Source organism: Rhodococcus jostii NBRC 16295 (genome assembly GCF_001894825.1).
GTDB classification, from domain to species: Bacteria; Actinomycetota; Actinomycetes; order Mycobacteriales; family Mycobacteriaceae; genus Rhodococcus_F; species Rhodococcus_F jostii.
This window is the reverse complement of record NZ_BCWY01000013.1, coordinates 111,617-131,010: the sequence shown is the minus strand read 5'-3', so window position 1 is coordinate 131,010 and position 19,394 is coordinate 111,617. Positions and strand designations below refer to the sequence as shown.

Annotated in this window: 20 protein-coding genes and 1 pseudogene; 19 read left to right on the top strand and 2 right to left on the bottom strand. The window is 68.6% G+C overall.

All coding sequences use genetic code 11. The annotated features are described in order from the left end of the window. Positions 1–84: 84 nt before the first annotated feature. The 5 genes from RJ1_RS11310 (at position 85) to RJ1_RS11290 (ending at position 5,952) form a co-directional block, all read left to right on the top strand. A complete protein-coding gene (locus RJ1_RS11310) occupies positions 85–1,218 on the top strand; it encodes a VOC family protein (protein WP_073360008.1) in 1,134 nt (377 codons plus the stop codon). Beyond that, complete coding sequence (locus RJ1_RS11305; protein ID WP_073360007.1) at positions 1,215–2,156, top strand: fumarylacetoacetate hydrolase family protein; 942 nt, start codon at positions 1,215–1,217, stop codon at positions 2,154–2,156. Before RJ1_RS11310 ends, RJ1_RS11305 begins: the two co-directional genes overlap by 4 nt. After that, positions 2,153–4,030, top strand: a complete 1,878-nt coding sequence (locus RJ1_RS11300; protein WP_073360006.1) for an acyl-CoA synthetase — start codon at positions 2,153–2,155, stop codon at positions 4,028–4,030. Before RJ1_RS11305 ends, RJ1_RS11300 begins: the two co-directional genes overlap by 4 nt. Next, a complete protein-coding gene (gene mhpA / locus RJ1_RS11295) occupies positions 4,027–5,589 on the top strand; it encodes a bifunctional 3-(3-hydroxy-phenyl)propionate/3-hydroxycinnamic acid hydroxylase MhpA (protein WP_073360005.1) in 1,563 nt (520 codons plus the stop codon). Before RJ1_RS11300 ends, mhpA begins: the two co-directional genes overlap by 4 nt. Before the next feature lie 66 nt (positions 5,590–5,655). Continuing rightward, positions 5,656–5,952, top strand: coding sequence for an MTH1187 family thiamine-binding protein (locus tag RJ1_RS11290; RefSeq protein WP_073360004.1), 297 nt, complete (start codon positions 5,656–5,658; stop codon positions 5,950–5,952). A gap of 24 nt (positions 5,953–5,976) precedes the next feature. On the opposite strand, the gene RJ1_RS11285 is transcribed toward RJ1_RS11290, so the two are convergent. Next, the gene (locus RJ1_RS11285) at positions 5,977–6,930 is read right to left on the bottom strand and encodes a helix-turn-helix transcriptional regulator (protein WP_073360003.1); all 954 of its coding nucleotides are present in this window, start codon (positions 6,928–6,930) and stop codon (positions 5,977–5,979) included. Positions 6,931–7,019: 89 nt separating this feature from the next. On the opposite strand from RJ1_RS11285, the gene RJ1_RS11280 reads away from it, so the two are divergent. The 8 genes from RJ1_RS11280 (at position 7,020) to RJ1_RS11245 (ending at position 13,835) form a co-directional block, all read left to right on the top strand. After that, the gene (locus RJ1_RS11280) at positions 7,020–7,436 is read left to right on the top strand and encodes a VOC family protein (RefSeq protein ID WP_073360002.1); all 417 of its coding nucleotides are present in this window, start codon (positions 7,020–7,022) and stop codon (positions 7,434–7,436) included. Positions 7,437–7,449: 13 nt separating this feature from the next. Continuing rightward, positions 7,450–8,028, top strand: a complete 579-nt coding sequence (locus tag RJ1_RS11275; protein WP_240319699.1) for a YdeI/OmpD-associated family protein — start codon at positions 7,450–7,452, stop codon at positions 8,026–8,028. A gap of 55 nt (positions 8,029–8,083) precedes the next feature. Next, complete coding sequence (locus RJ1_RS11270) at positions 8,084–8,641, top strand: DinB family protein (protein WP_073360000.1); 558 nt, start codon at positions 8,084–8,086, stop codon at positions 8,639–8,641. A gap of 56 nt (positions 8,642–8,697) precedes the next feature. Further along, positions 8,698–9,951 carry a serine hydrolase domain-containing protein gene (locus tag RJ1_RS11265; RefSeq protein ID WP_073359999.1) on the top strand — a complete coding sequence of 418 codons (1,254 nt, stop codon included), beginning with the start codon at positions 8,698–8,700 and terminating at the stop codon, positions 9,949–9,951. 139 nt (positions 9,952–10,090) lie between these two features. Next, on the top strand, positions 10,091–10,768 hold the full coding sequence (locus tag RJ1_RS11260; RefSeq protein ID WP_073359998.1) for a HemK2/MTQ2 family protein methyltransferase: 678 nt from the start codon (positions 10,091–10,093) through the stop codon (positions 10,766–10,768). A gap of 105 nt (positions 10,769–10,873) precedes the next feature. Continuing rightward, a complete protein-coding gene (locus RJ1_RS11255; protein ID WP_073359997.1) occupies positions 10,874–12,220 on the top strand; it encodes a M16 family metallopeptidase in 1,347 nt (448 codons plus the stop codon). Between the two features lie 34 nt (positions 12,221–12,254). Beyond that, on the top strand, positions 12,255–13,361 hold the full coding sequence (locus RJ1_RS11250; protein ID WP_073359996.1) for an alcohol dehydrogenase catalytic domain-containing protein: 1,107 nt from the start codon (positions 12,255–12,257) through the stop codon (positions 13,359–13,361). A 33-nt stretch (positions 13,362–13,394) separates the two neighbouring features. Continuing rightward, complete coding sequence (locus RJ1_RS11245) at positions 13,395–13,835, top strand: YdeI/OmpD-associated family protein (protein WP_073359995.1); 441 nt, start codon at positions 13,395–13,397, stop codon at positions 13,833–13,835. 22 nt (positions 13,836–13,857) lie between these two features. Here the strand turns inward: RJ1_RS11245 and RJ1_RS11240 are convergent, their stop codons facing one another. Next, the gene (locus tag RJ1_RS11240; RefSeq protein ID WP_073359994.1) at positions 13,858–14,343 is read right to left on the bottom strand and encodes a MarR family winged helix-turn-helix transcriptional regulator; all 486 of its coding nucleotides are present in this window, start codon (positions 14,341–14,343) and stop codon (positions 13,858–13,860) included. A gap of 105 nt (positions 14,344–14,448) precedes the next feature. Between RJ1_RS11240 and RJ1_RS11235 the strand changes: the two genes are divergently transcribed. From RJ1_RS11235 to RJ1_RS11215, 6 genes and pseudogenes are all read left to right on the top strand, one after another. Continuing rightward, positions 14,449–15,066 (top strand): TIGR03086 family metal-binding protein, encoded by a 618-nt coding sequence (locus RJ1_RS11235; protein ID WP_073359993.1) that lies wholly within the window; start codon positions 14,449–14,451, stop codon positions 15,064–15,066. Between the two features lie 77 nt (positions 15,067–15,143). After that, positions 15,144–15,485: a hypothetical protein gene (locus RJ1_RS45820; RefSeq protein ID WP_143048857.1), complete on the top strand. Its 342-nt coding sequence runs from the start codon at positions 15,144–15,146 to the stop codon at positions 15,483–15,485. Between the two features lie 311 nt (positions 15,486–15,796). Further along, positions 15,797–17,613 (top strand): annotated as a pseudogene (locus RJ1_RS11230) (zinc ribbon domain-containing protein). Positions 17,614–17,656: 43 nt separating this feature from the next. Then, positions 17,657–18,415 (top strand): 4-hydroxy-tetrahydrodipicolinate reductase, encoded by a 759-nt coding sequence (gene dapB, locus RJ1_RS11225; protein ID WP_073359992.1) that lies wholly within the window; start codon positions 17,657–17,659, stop codon positions 18,413–18,415. After that, complete coding sequence (locus RJ1_RS11220; protein WP_073359991.1) at positions 18,412–18,891, top strand: hypothetical protein; 480 nt, start codon at positions 18,412–18,414, stop codon at positions 18,889–18,891. The genes dapB and RJ1_RS11220 overlap by 4 nt, the downstream gene beginning before the upstream one ends. A gap of 28 nt (positions 18,892–18,919) precedes the next feature. Next, complete coding sequence (locus RJ1_RS11215) at positions 18,920–19,375, top strand: flavodoxin family protein (protein ID WP_073359990.1); 456 nt, start codon at positions 18,920–18,922, stop codon at positions 19,373–19,375. Positions 19,376–19,394 lie beyond the last annotated feature (19 nt).

The following is a 19,394-nucleotide window of genomic DNA, read 5'->3' as shown; positions in this document are numbered from 1 at the left end:
CTCAGTTCTGAGGATTTCGTCAGAAAAGCTTGACTGATGATGTCGTCATAAGTGACGATATCGTCATCCACTGGAGGAGAGCTCATGAATCAACAGATCGACGCTCACGCCGATCTCCACAGCGAGCAGGGCGCACAGCGCGGTGAGCACCCCGGCCGGGCTCCGAACCCGACCGTGAAAGTGCACGACCTGGCGTGGCTGGAATTCGCGAAACCCGACCTCGAGCAGGCGGAGATCTTCGCCCACGCCTTCGGATTCACTACCGCCTCGCGTACCCGGGACGAGCTGCAGCTGCGGGGAACCGACGCGGGAGCGCCGTGCGTGATCATTCGCAAGGGTCCGCGTTCGCGGTTCTCGGGTGCGGCGTTCCTCGCCGCCGACGACGCCGACGTTCTCCGTCTGGCCGACGCCACCGGCCGGCGTGTCGACCGCTTGCCCGACAGTCTCGGCGGTGTCGTCGTCGAGTTGACCGATCCGAGCGGGAACTCGGTGCGCGTGGTGTCCGGCGTGCGCCGGATACCCGCACAGCCCGCGCAGACTCCGCTCACCGTCAACGTCGGACACACCGTGGAGCGGACGAACGCGACCCAGCGCCCACCACGGGAGCCGGCGCAGGTGCAACGATTGGGGCATGTCGTGCTGCAGAGCACCACGTACCTCGAGACACTGAACTGGTATCTGCACCATCTCGGCATGATCGTCAGCGATTTCCAGTACTACGCCGGCCAGCGGCAGCGCGGTCCGGTGATGAGCTTCATCCGCTGCGATCGCGGCGACGCCCTCGCCGATCACCACACCGTCGCCCTGACCCTCGGCCCGTCCAATCGCTACGTCCACTCGGCGTACCAGGTCTGCGACCTCGACACCCTGGCCGCGGGCGGCGAGTACCTGCGGGAGCGGAGTTATCACCGCTCGTGGGGGATCGGCCGCCACATCCAGGGCAGCCAGATCTTCGACTACTGGCGCGACCCGGACGGGTTCCTGGTCGAGCACTTCAGCGACGGCGACATGTTCGACGCCACCCTCGAACCCGGGTGGGCGCCGATGAGCGCGTCCGGGCTGGCGCAATGGGGCCCGCCGGCATCCAAGGATTTTCTCGGTATCGCCCCCGGCCGGGAATCCCTCCGCGAAGTGCGCGCACTGATCGCTGCGCTCCGAGGCGACAACGAATTCGACGTCCAACGCCTTCGTGGCCTGGTGAAAGTAGCTTCCTCATGAGTATCTCCGTTCTCCGTACGAGCGACGGCTGGTGGGTGCAGACCCCGCGTGGCGCCGCCGAGGTCGACACCGCGGCCACCACCACGGCCGACCTTCTCGCCGATCGGGCGGCGATCGAGGCCGCTGCCACGTCCACTCACACGATCCCGGTCGAGACCCTGGAGTTGCTCTCCCCGGTGACCGCCCCGTGCCGGGTCGTGGCGCAGATGACGAATTTCGTCTCGCACGTGAAGGATTCGGGAATGAACCCGGACACCGTGCCGCTGACGTTCTTCCGGAAGGCGTCCGGTTCGATCAGTGGCCCGTTCCAGGACGTGATCAAACCTGACCACGTCCGGTTCCTCGACTACGAGGTCGAGGTCGGGCTGGTGTTCGGCCGACCTGTTCCGGTGGGTACTTCGATCGACGAGCGCAACATCGCAGACTTCGTCGCCGGTCTCGTAATCACGAACGACGTCTCCGCCAGGGACGTGCAGTTGCCGAAAACGCAGTTCTACGAGGCCAAGTCGTATCCCACTTTCACCCCGGTCGGCCCGGCTTTGGTGCTGTTGGAGGAGGGCGACTTCAAGCGATTCGATGATCTGCGACTGCAATTGCGCGTCAACGGACAGGTCCGGCAGGACATGACGGTCGGGTCGGACATGATCTACCGGCCGGTGCAGGCACTGCAGGCACTGACCAAGTTCCAGCGGCTCGATGCCGGAGACCTGCTGCTCACCGGCACTCCCGGCGGTACCGCCCTGAAGGCGCCGTCGAAGCCGGTCGAGATCATCGGCTCACTGCTGCCGCCCGCAGTCAAGTGGAAATCCTTCTTCACGGCGCAGGCGAAGAACCCGAACTACCTGCAGGACGGCGATGTCATGGAGTTGTCGATCGCCACCGACGACGGCGGCCTCGATCTGGGTATCCAACGCACCGTGGTGAGGTTCGCTCGATGACCGCATGCACACTGTGGCCGACGTACGACCACCCGGACGATCTCCCCGAGATCGAGACCGTCCCGCTCGAATCCCGAGGACTACCCACCTCCACGTATCACCTGCTGGCCCGCGCCGCCAACCTGTGGCCCGACCGCACCGCGCTGACCGTCCTCCCCGGCGCCGCACGCTGGCGCGAACCCGTGCACCGCACCTACGCGCAGCTGCTCGCCGACGTGCATCGCAGCGCGAACATGTTGCACGCTCACGGTCTTCGGCGTGACGACGCCGTGGCGCTGATGTCGCCGAACTGCGCCGAGCTGATTACCGCCACCCTCGCCGCGCAGGTCGCCGGGATCGCCGCACCGATCAACCCCGGCCTGTCCGCCGACCACATGGCCGAACTGCTGCGCCGTTCCGGTGCACGGGTGCTCGTGGCCGCGGGTCCCGAACTGGACGCCCGGTGCTGGGACACCGCCCGGACACTCGCCGAGGCAGGCGCCGTGGATACGGTCCTGCTGCTGCGTCCGACCGGGGCGACAGCCACCGAACCGCTGCCAGAGGTCGACGGTGTGGAGGTGGCGTACCTGACCGATGAGGCCGCCGACCACGACGCCGACCACTTCACCGGCGCGCCACCGGCAGCGCACGATCTCGCGGCACTCTTCCACACCGGCGGCACCACGGGCGCGCCGAAACTCGCCGCGCACACCCACGGCAACGAGGTGGCCAACGCGTGGATGCTCGGCGCGAACTCCGTGCTCGACGACGACTCGACAATCTTCGCGGCCCTGCCGCTGTTCCACGTCAACGCGCTCATCGTCACCCCGCTCGCACCGATGCTGCGGGGACAGAGCGTGGTGTGGGCCGGGCCGCTCGGTTACCGCGACGCCACCCTCTACGGCGAATTCTGGCAGATCGCCGAGCACCATCGACTCGCGGCGATGAGCGCTGTTCCCACCGTCTATGCGGTGCTCGCTCAGTGCCCGGTCGACGCCGACATCTCCAGTCTGCGGGTGTGCATGGTGGGGGCGTCGATGCTGCCCGCCGCGGTCCGGGCAAGTTTCGAATCCCGCACCGGGGTTCGGCTGCTCGAGGGCTACGGGCTCACCGAGGCCACGTGTGCCAGCGCCCGCAGCTTTCCCACCGCGGTGCGACCGGACGCAGTCGGACAACGACTGCCCTACCAGCAGATCAAGGCGGTCCGCATCGACGAGGACGGTCGCTGGACCGACCTCTCGCCCGGTGAGGTCGGCACCCTGGCCATCAGCGGCCCGACCGTCTTCGCGGGCTACGTCATCGGCCGCGACGTCTCCGGCCCGGTCCTCGACGGACTCGGCAAGCTGGTCGACGGTTGGCTCGACACCGGTGATCTCGGCCGTGTCGACTCTGACGGCTTCGTCCATCTCACCGGGCGTGCCAAGGACCTGATCATCCGCGGCGGCCACAACATCGACCCGGCGGCCATCGAAGACGCCCTCCTCGCGCACGAAGACGTCACCGGCGCCGCCGCGGTCGGACGCCCGGACATCCACGCCGGTGAAGTCCCGGTCGCCTACGTCACCCTCGCCCGGGGCGCCGACGTGAGCGAGGACAAGCTGCTCGCCTGGGCCGCCGAACGCGTCCCCGAGGCCGCCGCTGCCCCGAAATCGGTCACCGTGCTCGACGTACTTCCGGTGACCGACGTCGGCAAACCCTACAAGCCGGCACTGCGCGCGGACGCCGCCCGCCGTGTCGCCGACCACGCGCTCGCCGGGGTGACCGGTGTGGACCGCATCGACGCGATCGTCGACGACGGCGCGATCGTCGTCACCGTCACCGCGGCCGACAGTGCGGCCATCGGACCCGCGCTCGACCGTTACCCACTGGTCTGGCGGCTGGAGGCAACGTCATGATCGAGGAGCGTTACCCGGTCGTCATCGTCGGTGCCGGACCCACCGGAATCACCGCAGCCACGCTGTTGGCGCAGTACGGCGTCGACACGCTGGTGCTGGACCGATGGAACGGGGTCTATCCGCAGCCGCGGGCGGTGCACCTCGACGACGAGGTCTACCGCATCGTCGCCCGCCTCGGGCTGGCCGAGGAGTTCGCCCGTATCTCCCGGCCTGCCCGGGGTCTGCGACTCGTCGACCGGGACATGACGACGCTCGCCGAGTTCCGCCGGGATTCTGTGTTCAGCGTGCAGGGCTTCCCGCAGGCGAACATGTTCGACCAGCCCGCTTTCGAGCAGGTGCTGCGCTCAGGACTCGCGCGGTACGACGGGGTGAACGTGCGCGGCGACAGTGACATCACCGCCGTCGTGCACGAACGCGACGGTGTGCGAGTGGCGTTCACCGACCGAGTCACGGGCGAACACCGCTTCGCCCGCGCCGGGTACGTGCTCGGCTGCGACGGTGCGAACAGCGTCGTCCGGTCGTCGATCGGTTCGCGGATGGGGGATCTCGGATTCGAGCAGCGCTGGCTCGTCGTCGACCTCGCGACCGACAGCGATCTGCATCAGTGGGAGGGTGTTCACCAGGTCTGCGACCCGGTCCGCGCCGCGACGTACATGCGGATCGGCAGCAACCGCTACCGGTGGGAGTTCCGGCTCCGACCCGGCGAGAGCGCGGCGGACTTCCCGGACCTCGACACGCTGCGGCCGCTGCTCGACCCCTGGACCGGGCGCCTTCCCGATGCCGACCTCGAACTCGTCCGGGTCACCGACTACACGTTCCGAGCGCAGGTCGCCGACCGGTGGCGGGACCGCCGTGTCTTCCTGCTCGGCGACGCTGCGCACCTGACACCCCCGTTCGTCGGCCAGGGGATGGGGGCCGGGCTGCGCGACGCGGGCAACCTGGCCTGGAAACTTGCCGGAGTCCTGGGCGGAACCCTTCCCGACACCTCCCTCGACACCTACGAGCAGGAACGGAAACCGCACGCTCGCCACATGATCCGACTCGCGACCACGATCGGCTGGGCGATGACCGAGGGCGGTCGCGTCGGCAACGTGGTGCGACGGCACCTCGCTCCGCTTGCCGGGGGGATACCGGGGTTGAGCGCGAAGGTCACCGACAGCGCCACGCCGGCGCTGCATCCGTCGGCTTTCGTTCACCGGAACCCGGTGGCACGGGGCCTGGCCGGCACCCTGTGTCCGAATCCGGTTCCGGACGGCGACAGCCGCCGGCTCGACGACACCGTGCCCGCGCGGTTCTTGTTCGTGACCACGCGTGAGCCCTCCGCCGGCCAGCGGTACGAGATCGAGCGTCGAGGCGCCGTCGTCGTGTCCGCACCGCCCGGCTCCGACCTCGGGTGCTGGCTCGCCGGCGGGCACGCCGCCGCGGCGATCGTGCGACCCGACCGCACCGTCATGCGGGCCGGCCGATCCCTTGCTGCCCTGCACACTGAATTACCGGCCTTCACCCCATCGGATCCACACCCGACCGCGACTCGATCGCGACGGTCCCGCCGGGCATGACATGCTCGAATCCTCGGAGACGGGTGGACTGGATTGTTCTCGTGCACCCATGAGGAAGGAGTGAACATGCTGGTGGCATTCAGTGTCAGCCCGATGGGTGGTGACTCCGACAGCGTCGGTGGCGCCGTCGCCGCGGCCGTCCGCGTGGTGCGCGAATCCGGATTGCCCAACGAGACCACGTCGATGTTCACGACTGTCGAGGGTGACTGGGACGAGGTGATGGCCGTCGTGAAGCGTGCCACCGACGTTCTGCTGGAACAGTTTCCGAGGGTCAGCCTGGTACTCAAGGCAGATATCCGGCCGGGTCGCACCGATCAGTTGCACGCGAAGGTCGAGACGGTCGAGCGTTATCTGACCGACTGAGGGTGCGTCGCGAACCGGCGGCGTTCACCGACCCGGTTCGCCGTAGCGGCCGGCGAGTTCGGATCCGATCCGGGCGAGTTCGGCGCGGACCGACCGCGGTTCGAGCACCTCGACCAGGGCACCCCAGCCGGCGAGGTTCCGGGCGATGTCCAACGCGGTCGGTGCCGCGAGGCGGACCCGGGTGCGGCCGTCGTGTTCCTCACCGTCCGCGTGGCAGTGGCGCCCGAAGTGGTCCCGCAGGATCGGTACGAACCTGCTCTCGATGAGCACGGTCGCCCGGGTCGCCCCACGCCGCTGCTCCATCTGATCGACCACCTCTTCCCACGCCGCGGCGAGGGTGAAGTCGTCCGGGCGCTCGGCGGGCAGTTCCGTCGGCTCGGCGCCGACGATTCGGTCGACTCGGAAGGTTCGCTGCCCACGTTCGGTCCCGGCGAGCAGATACCAGATGTCGTCCTTGTCGACGAGGCCCCAAGGGTCGACCAGTCGCTCGGAACGCTCCCTCGCGCTGTTGGTGTACGTCAGGCGGACTTTGCGGCGCCGGACCACGGCGGCTTGTAGAAGTTCGACCATGTGGGGCCGTGGACGGTCGCGTTCGCCCCACCGGGTGGAATCGATCATCGTGGCGCCGGCGGCTGCCTCGGCGTCGGCGCGGAACGTCTGCGGCAGTGCCCGCACGAGCTTGCGCAGCGCCGCTTTCGCCTCGCCCGAGACCGCGGCTGCCGGGCCGACGAGAAGAAACAGGGCCTGCGCCTCGGTCGCCGACAGGCCGCTGAGGTCGGTGCGAGCGCCCCCGACGAGCGACCACCCGCCGCCGCGTCCCGATTGCGGGTAGACGGGGATGCCCGCTGCCGACAGCGCCTCCAGGTCGCGGCGCGCGGTGGCGACCGACACCGCGAGCTCGTACGCCAATTCGGCGGCGGTCACCCGACCGCGGGACTGCATCAGCAGGAGGGTGGCGACGAGTCGGTCTGCGCGCATGATTTCAGTTTCCCTCGGAAAGTGCTCACTTGGTGAGCGCTTTGAGTCGGAAGATGAGTGTTGTCACCGACCGAGGAGAGGAACACCCCATGTTGCGAGGACTCACCACCGTCACCTTTTACGCAGACGACCTCATCGCCGCCCAGGCCTGGTACACGGAACTGCTCGGCCTCGAGCCGTATTTCGTGCGCTCGGTCGACGGAACGCCGGCGTACATCGAGTTCCGGATCGGCGACTACCAGCACGAGCTGGGCATCATCGACAGCCGATTCGCCGCTCCGGGTCGGTCGCGCGACGCCGAGAACACGATGACCTATTGGCACGTCGACGATCTCGGTGCGAGCGTCGAGCGGCTGCTGTCCCTGGGTGCCACCCTCCACGCGAAGCCGGTCGAGCGCGGTGCGGGGTTCGTCACGGCAGCGGTGGCCGACCCGTTCGGCAACATCCTCGGAGTGATGTTCAACCAGCACTACCTGGACATCGTCGCGTCGAAGTCGGGGGCGTGAGATGAACACCGTCGTGGCTCGCACGAGCGCGGAGTGGCGTGCATGGCTGGCGGAGAATTGCCGATCCGAGAACGAGATCTGGCTGGTCATCCACCACAAGAACAGCGGTACGCCGAGCGTGCGCTATCACGAGGCGATCGAACAGGCACTGTGCTTCGGATGGATCGACGGCGTGCATCGCTCACGTGATGCCGACAGCTCGCAACTGCGCTTCACGCCCCGCGTCGTGCGGAGTTCCTGGAGCACGGTGAACCGGCAGCGTGCGGCGAGCATGATCGAGCAGGGATTGATGACGGAACACGGGTTCGCCGCCATCGAGTTGGCCAAGGCCAAGGGGACCTGGGAGAACACGGCGAACGGAGACAGCGCGGTCGTCCCCGACGATCTGCAGGCCGCGTTCGACCGAAACGAGTCTGCACGCACGAACTTCGAGAAGTTTCCGCCGTCTTCGACACGATTGATCCTCGAATGGATAGCGTCGGCGAAGAAGCCGGAAACGAGGCTCCGGCGGATCGACCGGACGGTCACGCTGGCGGCGATGAACATCCGGGCCAATCATCCGGGTGCCCGGGTCCGCGACGGGGTGCGGTAGCCGAGGCGAGAGGTCCGCGTCCTCGTCGGCGCGCCGGGAAGAGGGGAGACACGACATGGACTGGCCACAGGAACTCACCGATCAGCTGAGGTGGCACTGGGAGCACCAGCTGCGTCCCCGGATGGACGGGCTGACCGACGACGAGTATTTCTGGGAGCCCGCACCGGACAGCTGGAGTGTGCGTCCGAGGGGGCGGTCGCAGGCCCCGGTTCAGGCCGGCAGCGGCGACTTCACCATCGATTTCGCCTTCCCCGAGCCGGACCCGCCCCCGATCACGACCATCGCCTGGCGGCTGGGGCACATCATCGTCGGCGTGTTCGGCGCGCGGATCGGCAGTCATTTCGGCGGGCCGCCCGTCGACTATCAGTCGTTCGAGTACGCCGGCACCGCAGCGCAGGCGCTCGCCCAACTCGACGAGCAGTACGACGCCTGGTGTGACGGCGTGCTGAGCCTGGGAACCGACGGCCTCGCCCGGCCGTGCGGGCCCAGTGAGGGGCAATACGCAGATCGCCCGATGGCGACGCTGGTGTTGCACATCAATCGCGAGGTCATCCATCACGGCGCCGAGGTGGCACTGCTCCGCGATCTCTATCTGCGACAGCAGAAGTCCTGACGGGAGCCGTCAGGCGGTTTCCTCCCGCGGACAGCGCGGATCTGCCAAGCTCGGGTATGGCACCGAAGCGGCGGATCCTCCTGGTGGCGTGCGTTCTCGCCCTCCTGGCCGCGTGCACGTCGAACACTTCGCCCTCCGGTTCGTCTTCGGGTTCGGGCAACGGCTCGTCGGCGCCGTCGGCTGATCCCGCGCAGGCCGACGCGGTGATGAAGATCGTGCGCGACGCCATGGCGGAGGATCACCTGAAGGCGGTGATCGTGCGAGTCACGGTGGACGGCAAGGAGATCGTCACCGAGGCGCTCGGCGAGTCGATGGCCGGCGTGCCCGCGACCACCGACATGCACTTCCGCAACGGAGCCGTCGCGATCTCCTACGTCTCGACGCTCCTACTGCAACTCGTCGACGAGAAGAAGGTGAGTCTCGACGACACGGTGTCGACGTGGCTGCCCGACCTCCCGCATGCCGACCGTGTGACGCTCCGTCAGCTCGCCCAGATGACTTCGGGGTACGTCGACTACGTCATCGGAAACACCGAATTCGATTCCGCGCTCTACGCAGACCCGTTCCACACCTGGACGCCCGAGGAACTCCTCGCGTACAGCACGTCCAAGCCGCTCCTCTACGAGCCCGGAACCAACTGGAACTACGCCCACACCAACTACGTGATCCTGGGGTTGGCTCTCGAGAAGATCACCGGTCAGCCGATGACGGCGCTCCTGCAGGAGAAGGTGCTCGGCCCTCTCGGTCTCGACAACACCACGGATCCGGGGACGCCGGCGATCACCGAACCCGCCCTGCACGCATTCTCGTCCGAACGGCGCGAGGCACTGCAGATTCCACCTGCCACACCGTTCTACGAGGAGTCCACGTTCTGGAACCCGTCCTGGACCATCACGCACGGCGCGATCCAGACCACGAACATCTACGACCTCCACGACACCGCGATAGCGATCGGCACCGGCGAACTCCTGTCGCCCGAGTCGTACGACACCATGGTGACGACGGATCTGCGCGGCAAGACAACCGCCCTGCCCGGCTGCACCACCTGTTTTCCGCAGTCGGACGACTACAGTTACGGACTCGGACAGCCCGTCGTCGGTGACTGGTTGATGCAGAACCCACTGTTCAGCGGTTACGCGGCCGCCGAGGCCTACCTGCCGTCCCGGAAGATCGCCATCGCGGTGGCCGTCACCTACGATCCGGCGGCCTTCGACGACACGGGCGCATACAAGAATGCGGCCGACGCGCTGTTCCGGAAGATCGGTGCTCAACTCGCGCCTGACGACGCACCGCCGATGCCTGTCCGGTAGGGAAGAATTCCCGCTTCCGGCGCAGGCGCGGTTCGGACGTGCTCCGAGGTGAACAGCGCGTGAATTGGCCCGTGTCGAGTTGCATGTAACTCGGGGTACTGGCCACGCTTGGAGGGAACGGCGGGGGAGGGAGCCGATCATGCTTTTCCGTCTACCGGGGGTGTATCGCCCCCAACGTGACACCTGGCTGCTCGCCGAGGTGCTGGCCGCCCGTGATCTGGGGCCGGGCACCCGCGTGCTCGATCTGTGTTGCGGTACAGGGGCGTTGAGCGTGCAGGCGTGTGCGGCCGGAGCCGGCTGGGTCACCGCGGTCGACGTGTCGCGCCGGGCCGCGCTCAGCACCTGGCTCAACGCCAAACTGAACCGCCGGACGATCCGGGTCGTCCGGGGCGACCTCGTGGATTCCGTCCGGACTCTCCGCTTCGACGTGATCGTGGCGAACCCGCCCTACACACCGGCGACGGACGACGGCCGACCCGGCCGGGTTCTCGCCCGGGCGTGGGACGCCGGCGTGGACGGGCGCGCAGTGCTCGACCGGATCTGCGGCGAGACCCCCGACCTCCTCGCTCCCGGCGGCACCCTGCTGCTCGTCCAGTCGACGCTCAACGGGGTGGACAAGACGAGGACGATGCTCGAGGAACGGGGGCTGCGGGTGGACGTGGTCGCGACGGAGAGCGTGCCGTTCGGTCCCGCGCTCTCGTCCCGCACGCGGATGCTGGAAGACCGGGACATGATCCGGCCGGGGCAGCGCACCGAGCGCATCGCGGTGCTGGCGGCAACCGATCTGCGGTCCGACACTGCCCGCGGACGGCTCTGATCGGCCCGGAACCGCATCGTCGAGGCTGTTGAATGCCGGTCGCGTGCCGCGTGTAAAGTTTGCCGTTCGACGACGCCCAGCCTCCGAGGACTGCTGAACCACTACATGGCCAAGATCGATCGCAGCCGCACTGCAGCACTGACCCAAGCGCCGACCCTGCACGAGCCGGATACCGGCGTCCGGCGCACCGTGCTCCCCGGCGGGCTCCGGGTGGTGACCGAATACGTTCCCGGCGTCCGATCCGCGTCGGTGGGCGTCTGGGTGGGTGTCGGATCACGCGACGAGCAGCCCACCGTCGCGGGGGCGGCGCACTTTCTCGAGCACCTCCTGTTCAAGGCCACACCCTCGCGCAGCGCCCTCGACATCGCGCAGGTGATGGACGGCGTCGGCGGCGAGCTCAATGCCTTCACGTCCAAGGAACACACCTGCTTCTACGCGCACGTGCTCGACGAGGACCTGCCCCTCGCCGTCGACCTGGTCAGCGACGTCGTGCTGCGAGGCCGCTGCCGGTCCGCGGACGTCGACGTGGAACGCCAGGTGGTGCTCGAAGAGATCGCGATGCGCGACGACGACCCGGAAGATCTCCTCGGCGACGCGTTCCTCACCGCGCTCTACGGCGATCACCCCGTGGGACGTCCCGTGATCGGCAGCGTCGAATCCATCGAATCGATGACCCGCACCCAACTCCATTCCTTCCACGTGCGGCGCTACACGCCGCAGCGGATGGTGGTGGCCGTCGCGGGCAACGTGGACCACGACGCCACGGTCGAACTGGTGCGCCGCGCGTTCGCCGGGCACCTCGAATCGGCGTCCGAACCGGCGGCGCGCCGCGCCGGGACCCTGCGACTGCGCACGGAACCGACGCTCAGCCTCACCAACAGGGACAGCGAACAGGTCCACCTCTCGCTCGGGGTCCGCGCGTTCGGGCGGCACGAGCCGCACCGCTGGGCGTTGTCGGTGCTCAACGCCGCCGTCGGTGGCGGGCTCAGTTCCCGGCTCTTCCAGGAGGTGCGGGAGATCCGCGGCCTGGCGTACTCCGTGTATTCGGGCATCGACACGTTCTCCGACACGGGTGCGTTCTCGATCTACGCCGGCTGCCAGCCCGAGAACCTCGGAGAGGTCACCACCGTGATCCGCGAGGTGCTCTCGAACGTGGCGGCCGAGGGCATCACCGACGCCGAATGCGCCCGCGCCAAGGGGTCCCTGCGGGGTGGACTGGTTCTGGGACTGGAGGATTCGGGTTCCCGGATGCACCGCATCGGTCGCAGCGAACTCAACTACGGCAATCACCGGAGCATCACCGAAACCCTCGCCAAGATCGACGCCGTCACCACCGACGAGGTGCGCGACGTCGCCAGGGTGCTGCTGCAACGCCCGTTCGGGGCCTCCGTCGTCGGACCGTATCGTCGCAAGCGCGACCTGCCGGCCTCGGTGCGCGGCATCGTCCGGTAACGAGGAATCGCCGAACCAGGAGGAGAAGCCCGAGATGAAGATCCGTGGAGCGGTACTCGAAGAGATCGGCCGAGCGCGCCCGTTCGCCGAGTCGACTCCCATCTCGATCGCCGAACTCGACCTCGACGAGCCCGGCGAGGGCGAGATCCTCGTTCGGATCGAGGCTGCGGGCCTGTGCCACTCCGACCTGTCCGTCGTCGACGGCAACCGGGTACGCCCGGTGCCGATGCTCCTCGGGCACGAGGCCGCCGGGCGGATCACGCAACTCGGGTCCGGAGTCGACGACGTCACCGTCGGCCAGCGCGTCGTCATGACCTTCCTCCCTCGCTGCGGAGAGTGTGAGGGATGCGCCACCGACGGCCGCATGCCATGCGGGCCCGGCACCAGTGCCAACAACGACGGAACCCTGCTCGACGGGGGAGCACGACTGCACCGCGGCGCCGACACCGTGCACCACCACCTCGGAGTGTCCGGGTTCGCGACGCACGCCGTCGTCAACCGCCGCTCCGTCGTCCCCGTCGGCGACGACGTGCCCGCCGACGTGGCGGCGGTGCTGGGATGCGCCGTCCTCACCGGCGGCGGCGCCGTCCTCAACGCCGGCGATCCACGGCCCGGCCAGGCGGTCATGGTCGTCGGGCTCGGCGGGGTGGGCATGGCGGCGATCCTGACCGCGGTCTCCCGGGGCGCCGGCGAGGTGATCGGCGTCGACGCCGTTCCCGAGAAACTGCAGACCGCGCGTGAACTCGGCGCGACGGCGGTCTACACCCCGGCCGAACTCGAGGACGCCGGTGTGCGGGCGCCCATCGTCATCGAGGCCGCCGGGAACGCGCGTGCATTCGAATCCGCCGTTCGCGCAACCGCTCCCGGCGGGAAGACGATCACCGTCGGATTGCCGTCACCCGACGCACGGTCGTCGATCTCGCCGCTCACCCTGGTGGCCGAGGCCCGCACCATCATCGGCAGCTACCTCGGGTCCGCAGTTCCGTCCCGGGACATCCCGATCTACGAGGGCCTCTGGCGTTCCGGAAAGCTGCCCGTGGAGAAGCTCATCTCCTCCCGCATCACGCTGGACGACATCAACCGCGGCATGGACGAACTCGCCGACGGCAAGGCGATCCGTCAGATCATCGTGTTCGACTGACCCGGCGGGCCGGTCGCGGGCAGAATCCTGCCCATGAGGTTTCGCACCACCATCGAGTTGGGCGGCAAGACCGCGACCGGTTTCCGGATCCCCGACGCCGTCGTCGAGGAACTGGGATCGGGCAAGCGGCCCGCGGTCCGGGTCACGATCGGCAGCCACACCTACCGCACCACCGTCGCGCCGATGGGTGGAGTGTTCATGATTCCGCTCAGCGCCGAGAACAGGACCGGCGCCGGGGTCGCGGCGGGCGACGAGGTGGACGTCGACGTCGAACTCGACACCGAACCCCGAGTCGTCACGGTTCCGGCCGACTTCGCCGCTGCCCTGGATCGGCAGCCGGACGCGAGGAAGGCGTTCGACGCGCTCTCGTACAGCAATCAGCGCAGACACGTGCTCTCGATCGAGGGTGCGAAGACGGACGAGACCCGGCAGCGCCGAATCGGCAAGGCCGTGGACGCGCTCCGGCAGGGCTGACCCGACCGGTCGCGGAACATCGTCAGGCGGGGTCGGCCGGGCGGCCGGTGACGTCGTCGACCGGCAACGAGGACAGCCGGACGAGGCCGGACACGAACGCCTCACGATCCCGCTCCGGCAACCTGTCCAGCAGTAGTTCCTCACCCCGCCGGATCGCCGACTGCGCCGAATCGCGTACGTCGTGCCCCGCCGCGGTGAGCGACAGCAGGCGCGCCCGCCGGTCCGCGGGATCTCGCTGGCGATCGATCAGGCCACGGTCCTGCAGTGCGTCGAGCACACCGATGATCCGGGTCTTGTCCGCGCCGATCGCCTCCGCGAGGGCAGCCTGCGTGCGCAGGGGGTGCTCGTCGAGTGCGAGGAGCACGATGTATCCCCACATCGTCAGGTCGTGCTCCGCGAGCACGGGAAGTTCCGCCGCCACCAGGGAGCGCCCCAGGGCGGTCGTCATCGCGGCCAGGTCCCGGCGGGCTCGCTCGGGCTGATCGTTTTTCGCGTCGAGGCTCGGCATATCGCAGAAAATACACCTTGACCGATCATCTACCGAGGTAGATGATAAGCATGCGCGTATTAAACCGCTTCGAGTGACTTCGATTCGAGTGACGAGGTGTCGACGATGGATGTGGACGAGATCCGGCGCTGGGATGCCCGCGCCGTCGAGGCGAGTAAGGATGTCGTGTCGCGCGTGACGCGCGGTGACCTGCAGCGCGCCACGCCCTGTGCACAGTGGAATCTCGGGCAACTGCTGGCTCACATGACGGTGCAGCACCGGGGGTTCGCGGCGGCGGCCGCCGGCAGCGGTCCGGACCTCGCGCACTGGCAACCCCGACAGGCCGCGGATCCCGTTTCCGCGTACGTTTCGGCGGCCGACGCCGTCGTCGAGGCATTCGCCCGGCGCCGCGCCCCGGACGGTGCGTTCTGGCTGCCGGAGATCAGCACCGAGTTCCCGTTCCCCGCTGCCACGGCCGTCGGGTTCCACTTCCTCGACTACGTGGTCCACTCCTGGGACGTCGCGCGGTCGCTCGGGCTCAACTTCGAGCCCGAATCCGACATGGTGGCAGCGGTTCTCCCCATCGCTCGTCTCGTTCCGGACGGGGCGGACAGGCTCCGCGAGGGCGCCGCGTTCGCGCCCGGCCTGCCGGCCGACGACGACTCCGCAGATTTCGGCGCGGTGCTGTCTCTGCTCGGCCGGTCACCGCAGTGGCGCCCCGAGACCGCACTCGGCCGGGTCTGACGACGAGACGCAGGTCTCCCACTCGGCCCCTCCGCGCCGGTCGATTGCGTAGGCTTCCCGCTGTTGATCGAAATTCCATGACTATCTCGTGGTATCTACTACTTTCTGCGGCGGCGGATTGGGGAGGCCGCGGAGTAATCGGCTTGTCGGTGGCGGGGTGCGTTCGGTGGCGTCGGAGGGTCGGTTGCGGTTTTCGGCGTACCGGTGCGGGACACCGGATATTTGATCGCGCGGATCCGGACGTCTACCTGGGCACGCCCGCGTCGGGTTCGGTGGGCGGTGGCGCCGGCCGGGTGGAGGCGCAGTGTTACCGGGTTCCTGTCTCCACCGAGCAAGAGGCATCGCTGGAGAACCGGGAGAAGATGCTGCGGGATAGTGCCGGTGGTGTGGTGCACCCGGTCTCCGAGGACCGCGGCTAGGGGGCAGCGGGTGGGGCGCGGCGGGATGCTCGAGGACGCAGCCGAGGGCCGGTGCACGGCGGTGCGGGTCGTGCGGCGAGACCGGTTGGCTGGGTTTGTCGGTGGCGTGGATCGAGCGTTACTTGTCATAGGTGGGGGTTACTGTCCGGGTTGGGCGCGATCGGGGCGATGAGTCGCTGGTAGAGGAGCTGGTGGATGACTGCATGGGTGTTGTTGGTGTCGCTTCCCTGCGGTGCCGCCGGCTGCTCTCGCAGCGGAATCGGCGCAGGCGGCGGGGCGATGCCTCAGCTCGGTGGGGGGCGGGGTAACCGATGAGTACCAGCGAGGATCGTCGGACTGCGGTTGCGGCGCGGCAGTTTTCGGTGACCACCCGCGCCCATGTGGCGGTCGACGACGCGACCGGCGAGCAGATCGGCCTCGACGACGTCGACATCCGGGTGGGGTGGCTGCTCGACCTGATCACCGCGGCCGGCGCCGAGTTGGTGTCGCGGCTGTGGCAGCCGGCGACGTTCGATGTGCTCGCCGCCGGCCATGACCGCCAGGACCGCAGGCTGCCCGCACAGGGCCATGTCGCCGCGGCCCGCCTCGGCTGGAACCCCATCTATCCGGACGGAATCTACGTGCCCTCGCGGGTGACGCGGGTGGTGACGGCGCAGGTGATGGCCACTTTGCGGACCCTGGCGTACCGGGACACCGCGATCGCAGCGCTCTCTCAGCGATTCGACCCGGCCACCGGTCGTCTGACCGCACCCACCGGGTCGGGCGACTATGTGCCGGCGGGTTTCGCGCGGGGCGTTCGGCGCCAGCTGATTGCCCGCGCCCGCCGCGGCGGCGGGGCACCGGCCGGCCGGTTGCGGATCACCGACGTCCAGGGACCGCCACAGACGAGCGCGATGGCACGGCTCTCGGCCGCCGATCGGCAGCTCGCGCAGCTTGCCGTCACCGGTGACGAGTTGGTGTTGACGGTGAAGCTGCCGACCTGCCCCGCCCCGGCGGGGCGGGCGCAGTGGCGCAATGTCCGGCTGACCGCGATCATCCCCGAGCACCTGCACGACCGGGCGATCACCGCCTGGCACCTGCCGACCCTGGTCCTCGACCGCCGGGGACTGCTCTGGCGGTGCGCCGTGACCGAGCTCGTCCCGGCAGGCGATCTGGACTCGGCCGCGGTCGCGGTGGGGGTCGATTGGTCCCCGACCACTCTGGGTGCCGCCGCCATCGCAGCAGAGGGTTCCGGCGGGTTGTCCTCCGATTACCGGGGTTGGACCTACGACGACCGCGGCCTCGGAATCAAACTCGCGCGCCTGCAAGCCGAGGGGCAGCTGCTGCACGGCAAGGCGGCCCGGTTGACGCGGCTGGCCGCCACCGCCCCGCCCGAGGTTCGCGCCGAGCTGGAGGAGACGATCGCCGTCCTCGACACCCACCGCACCGCGGTGGGTATCAAGAGAGGGAAGATCAACCGGGAACTGGCGTTCCACTTCGCCCGCCAGGTCACCGACTACGCCGCCGCCGCCGGCGCGCAGATGATCGCGGTGGAAGATCTGACCACCCTCGAGACCCGCGGACACGGACACGTCAACAACAACCGGGCCGCGCAGTCCGCCCGCCGCCAAGCCGTTGCAGCGCTCGCCCACACCGCCGCCGGTGCCGGCATCACGGTGGTCTCGGTGCCCGCCCGGGGATCCTCCGCACAGTGTCCGGGCTGCGACGAACCACTCGCCCGCCCCGGCGGCTATCACGACGCGTGGTGTCCTCGCTGCCGGGTCGGTGGTAACCGCGATCACATCGCGGGGGTGAACCTGGCCAAACGCGCACTGCTCGGCAGAAGCAAGGCCACCCGGCGGCGGGGGCAGTCACCCGCGGTCCGTGTCACCGAACACGCGCCGGTGCGCCGGTGCCGGGACAAGATCGGTCCCACCCCGGGCAGACCACGGCATCGCCGGTCCGCCGCAGCCTGCCCACCGCGACACCGTGGTTGGGGGTGAATCCGAAACAGCATGTTCCTGCACCACAAGCGTCGGTGTGGGACACGGTCAAACCCACACCACCGCACGGTGATACCGGTAGCCGTGCCACACATACACCTCTACAGTCTGCTACACGAGTGGCAGATAGTATGAGATCTATGTAGACGCTTTCGGGCGAATCGTTGTGACTGGACGGAGCGTGGAGAAGTGAGGGCAGCAGCACCCATCAGGGTCGGGGTTCTCGGGGCCAAGGGCAAGGTCGGCCGAGCGATCTGCGAGGCGGTGGAGCAGGCGCCGGACCTCGAACTCGTCGCCGAGGTCGATCACGGCGACCGGCTGGAGACGTTCGTCGAGACCGGCACGCAGGTCGTCGTCGATTTCACCCACCCCGACGTGGTGATGGACAACCTGAAGTTCCTCGTGTTCAACGGTATTCATGCGGTCGTCGGCACCACCGGTTTCGACGACGCCCGGCTCGACACGGTGCGGTCGTGGGCGTCGGACCGGCCCGGCGTCGGCGTTCTGATCGCCCCGAATTTCGCGATCGGCGCCGTCCTCTCCATGCGCTTCGCCGAGGCGGCGGCACGATTCTTCGATTCCGTCGAGGTCATCGAGTTGCATCACCCCAACAAGGCGGACGCGCCGTCCGGCACCGCGTACCGGACCGCTGCCCTCATCTCGGAGGCGCGGCGCAAGGCCGGCGTCGGTCCGAGCCCCGACGCCACGACCACCGAACTGGACGGCGCTCGCGGCGCCGACGTGGACGGCGTGCGGGTGCACTCGGTGCGCCTGGCGGGTCTCGTCGCCCATCAGGAGGTCATCCTCGGCACCCAGGGCGAGACGCTGACCATCCGGCACGATTCGATCGACCGCAACTCCTTCGCTCCCGGCGTACTGCTCGGTGTGCGGGAGATCGGCTCCCGGCCGGGCCTCACCGTCGGTATCGACCCTCTTCTCGACCTGTGAAGAACGGCTCGACCAAGACCGTCGTCACGATCGGACTGCTGGTCGCGGCCCTGGCGTTCTACTTCGTCCTCCTCGGCCAGCGGGGGATCGAACTGATCCAGGACGGTGGGGGAGCGGCGATCGGTCTCGGTGTCGGCGTCCTCATCCTCCCGTTCCTCGGTGCCTGGATCGTCTACGCCACGCTGCGTGCCGGATTCCAGCATCAGCACCTGTCCCGTCGCATCGCCGACGAGGATCTCGAACTGGATGTCACCGACCTGCCGAAGCGGCCTTCGGGCCGCATCGACCGTGACGCGGCCGATGCCCTGTTCCAACAGGTCAAGACCGAGTGGGAAGCAGACCCGGACAACTGGCGGAACTCGTACCGGCTCGCCCGCGCCTACGACTACGCCGGCGACCGCGGGCGGGCCCGGGAGACGATGAAACGAGCGGTGGAACTCGAACGCGCCGAGCGGGAAGGCGAGCCCGGCCGGTAGGGGGCGACCCGGTCGTACGCTGACGACTGTGAAGTCACTACTCGTCGTCCACCACACGCCGTCGCCGGTGACCCGTGAGTGCCTCGAAGCGGTGCTGAAGGGCGCGCGGGATCCCGACATCGACGGGGTCGAGGTCAAGTCGATTCCGGCACTGGGCGCGACCGTGCCCGACGTTCTCGAAGCCGACGGATACCTCTTCGGCACCTCGGCCAACTTCGGCTACATGTCGGGCGCTCTCAAGCACTTCTTCGACACGGTCTACTACCCGTGCCTCGACGCGGTCGCGGGACGCCCGTATGGACTGTGGGTGCACGGCAACAACGACACCGCCGGCGCGGTGAAGTCGGTGCAGAAGATCGTGACGGGTCTCGCCCTCACCCAGGTGGCCGAGATCCTCGAATTGACCGGGTCACTCGACGCGAACGCGCGGGAGCGGTGTTACGAACTCGGTGCGACGGTGGCGGTCATGCTGGCCGAGTCCTGATGGCCGCGCGGCGGCGACC

Excerpts from the sequence above, each read along its gene's own strand:
- RJ1_RS11310 (WP_073360008.1), top strand. The coding sequence starts at position 85 with ATGAATCAACAGATCGACGCTCACGCCGATCTCCACAGCGAGCAGGGC.
- RJ1_RS11305 (WP_073360007.1), top strand. The coding sequence starts at position 1,215 with ATGAGTATCTCCGTTCTCCGTACGAGCGACGGCTGGTGGGTGCAGACC.
- RJ1_RS11300 (WP_073360006.1), top strand. The coding sequence starts at position 2,153 with ATGACCGCATGCACACTGTGGCCGACGTACGACCACCCGGACGATCTC.
- mhpA (WP_073360005.1), top strand. The coding sequence starts at position 4,027 with ATGATCGAGGAGCGTTACCCGGTCGTCATCGTCGGTGCCGGACCCACC.
- RJ1_RS11290 (WP_073360004.1), top strand. The coding sequence starts at position 5,656 with ATGCTGGTGGCATTCAGTGTCAGCCCGATGGGTGGTGACTCCGACAGC.
- RJ1_RS11285 (WP_073360003.1), bottom strand. The coding sequence starts at position 6,930 with ATGCGCGCAGACCGACTCGTCGCCACCCTCCTGCTGATGCAGTCCCGC.
- RJ1_RS11280 (WP_073360002.1), top strand. The coding sequence starts at position 7,020 with ATGTTGCGAGGACTCACCACCGTCACCTTTTACGCAGACGACCTCATC.
- RJ1_RS11270 (WP_073360000.1), top strand. The coding sequence starts at position 8,084 with ATGGACTGGCCACAGGAACTCACCGATCAGCTGAGGTGGCACTGGGAG.
- RJ1_RS11265 (WP_073359999.1), top strand. The coding sequence starts at position 8,698 with ATGGCACCGAAGCGGCGGATCCTCCTGGTGGCGTGCGTTCTCGCCCTC.
- RJ1_RS11260 (WP_073359998.1), top strand. The coding sequence starts at position 10,091 with ATGCTTTTCCGTCTACCGGGGGTGTATCGCCCCCAACGTGACACCTGG.
- RJ1_RS11255 (WP_073359997.1), top strand. The coding sequence starts at position 10,874 with ATGGCCAAGATCGATCGCAGCCGCACTGCAGCACTGACCCAAGCGCCG.
- RJ1_RS11250 (WP_073359996.1), top strand. The coding sequence starts at position 12,255 with ATGAAGATCCGTGGAGCGGTACTCGAAGAGATCGGCCGAGCGCGCCCG.
- RJ1_RS11245 (WP_073359995.1), top strand. The coding sequence starts at position 13,395 with ATGAGGTTTCGCACCACCATCGAGTTGGGCGGCAAGACCGCGACCGGT.
- RJ1_RS11240 (WP_073359994.1), bottom strand. The coding sequence starts at position 14,343 with ATGCCGAGCCTCGACGCGAAAAACGATCAGCCCGAGCGAGCCCGCCGG.
- RJ1_RS11235 (WP_073359993.1), top strand. The coding sequence starts at position 14,449 with ATGGATGTGGACGAGATCCGGCGCTGGGATGCCCGCGCCGTCGAGGCG.
- RJ1_RS45820 (WP_143048857.1), top strand. The coding sequence starts at position 15,144 with ATGACTATCTCGTGGTATCTACTACTTTCTGCGGCGGCGGATTGGGGA.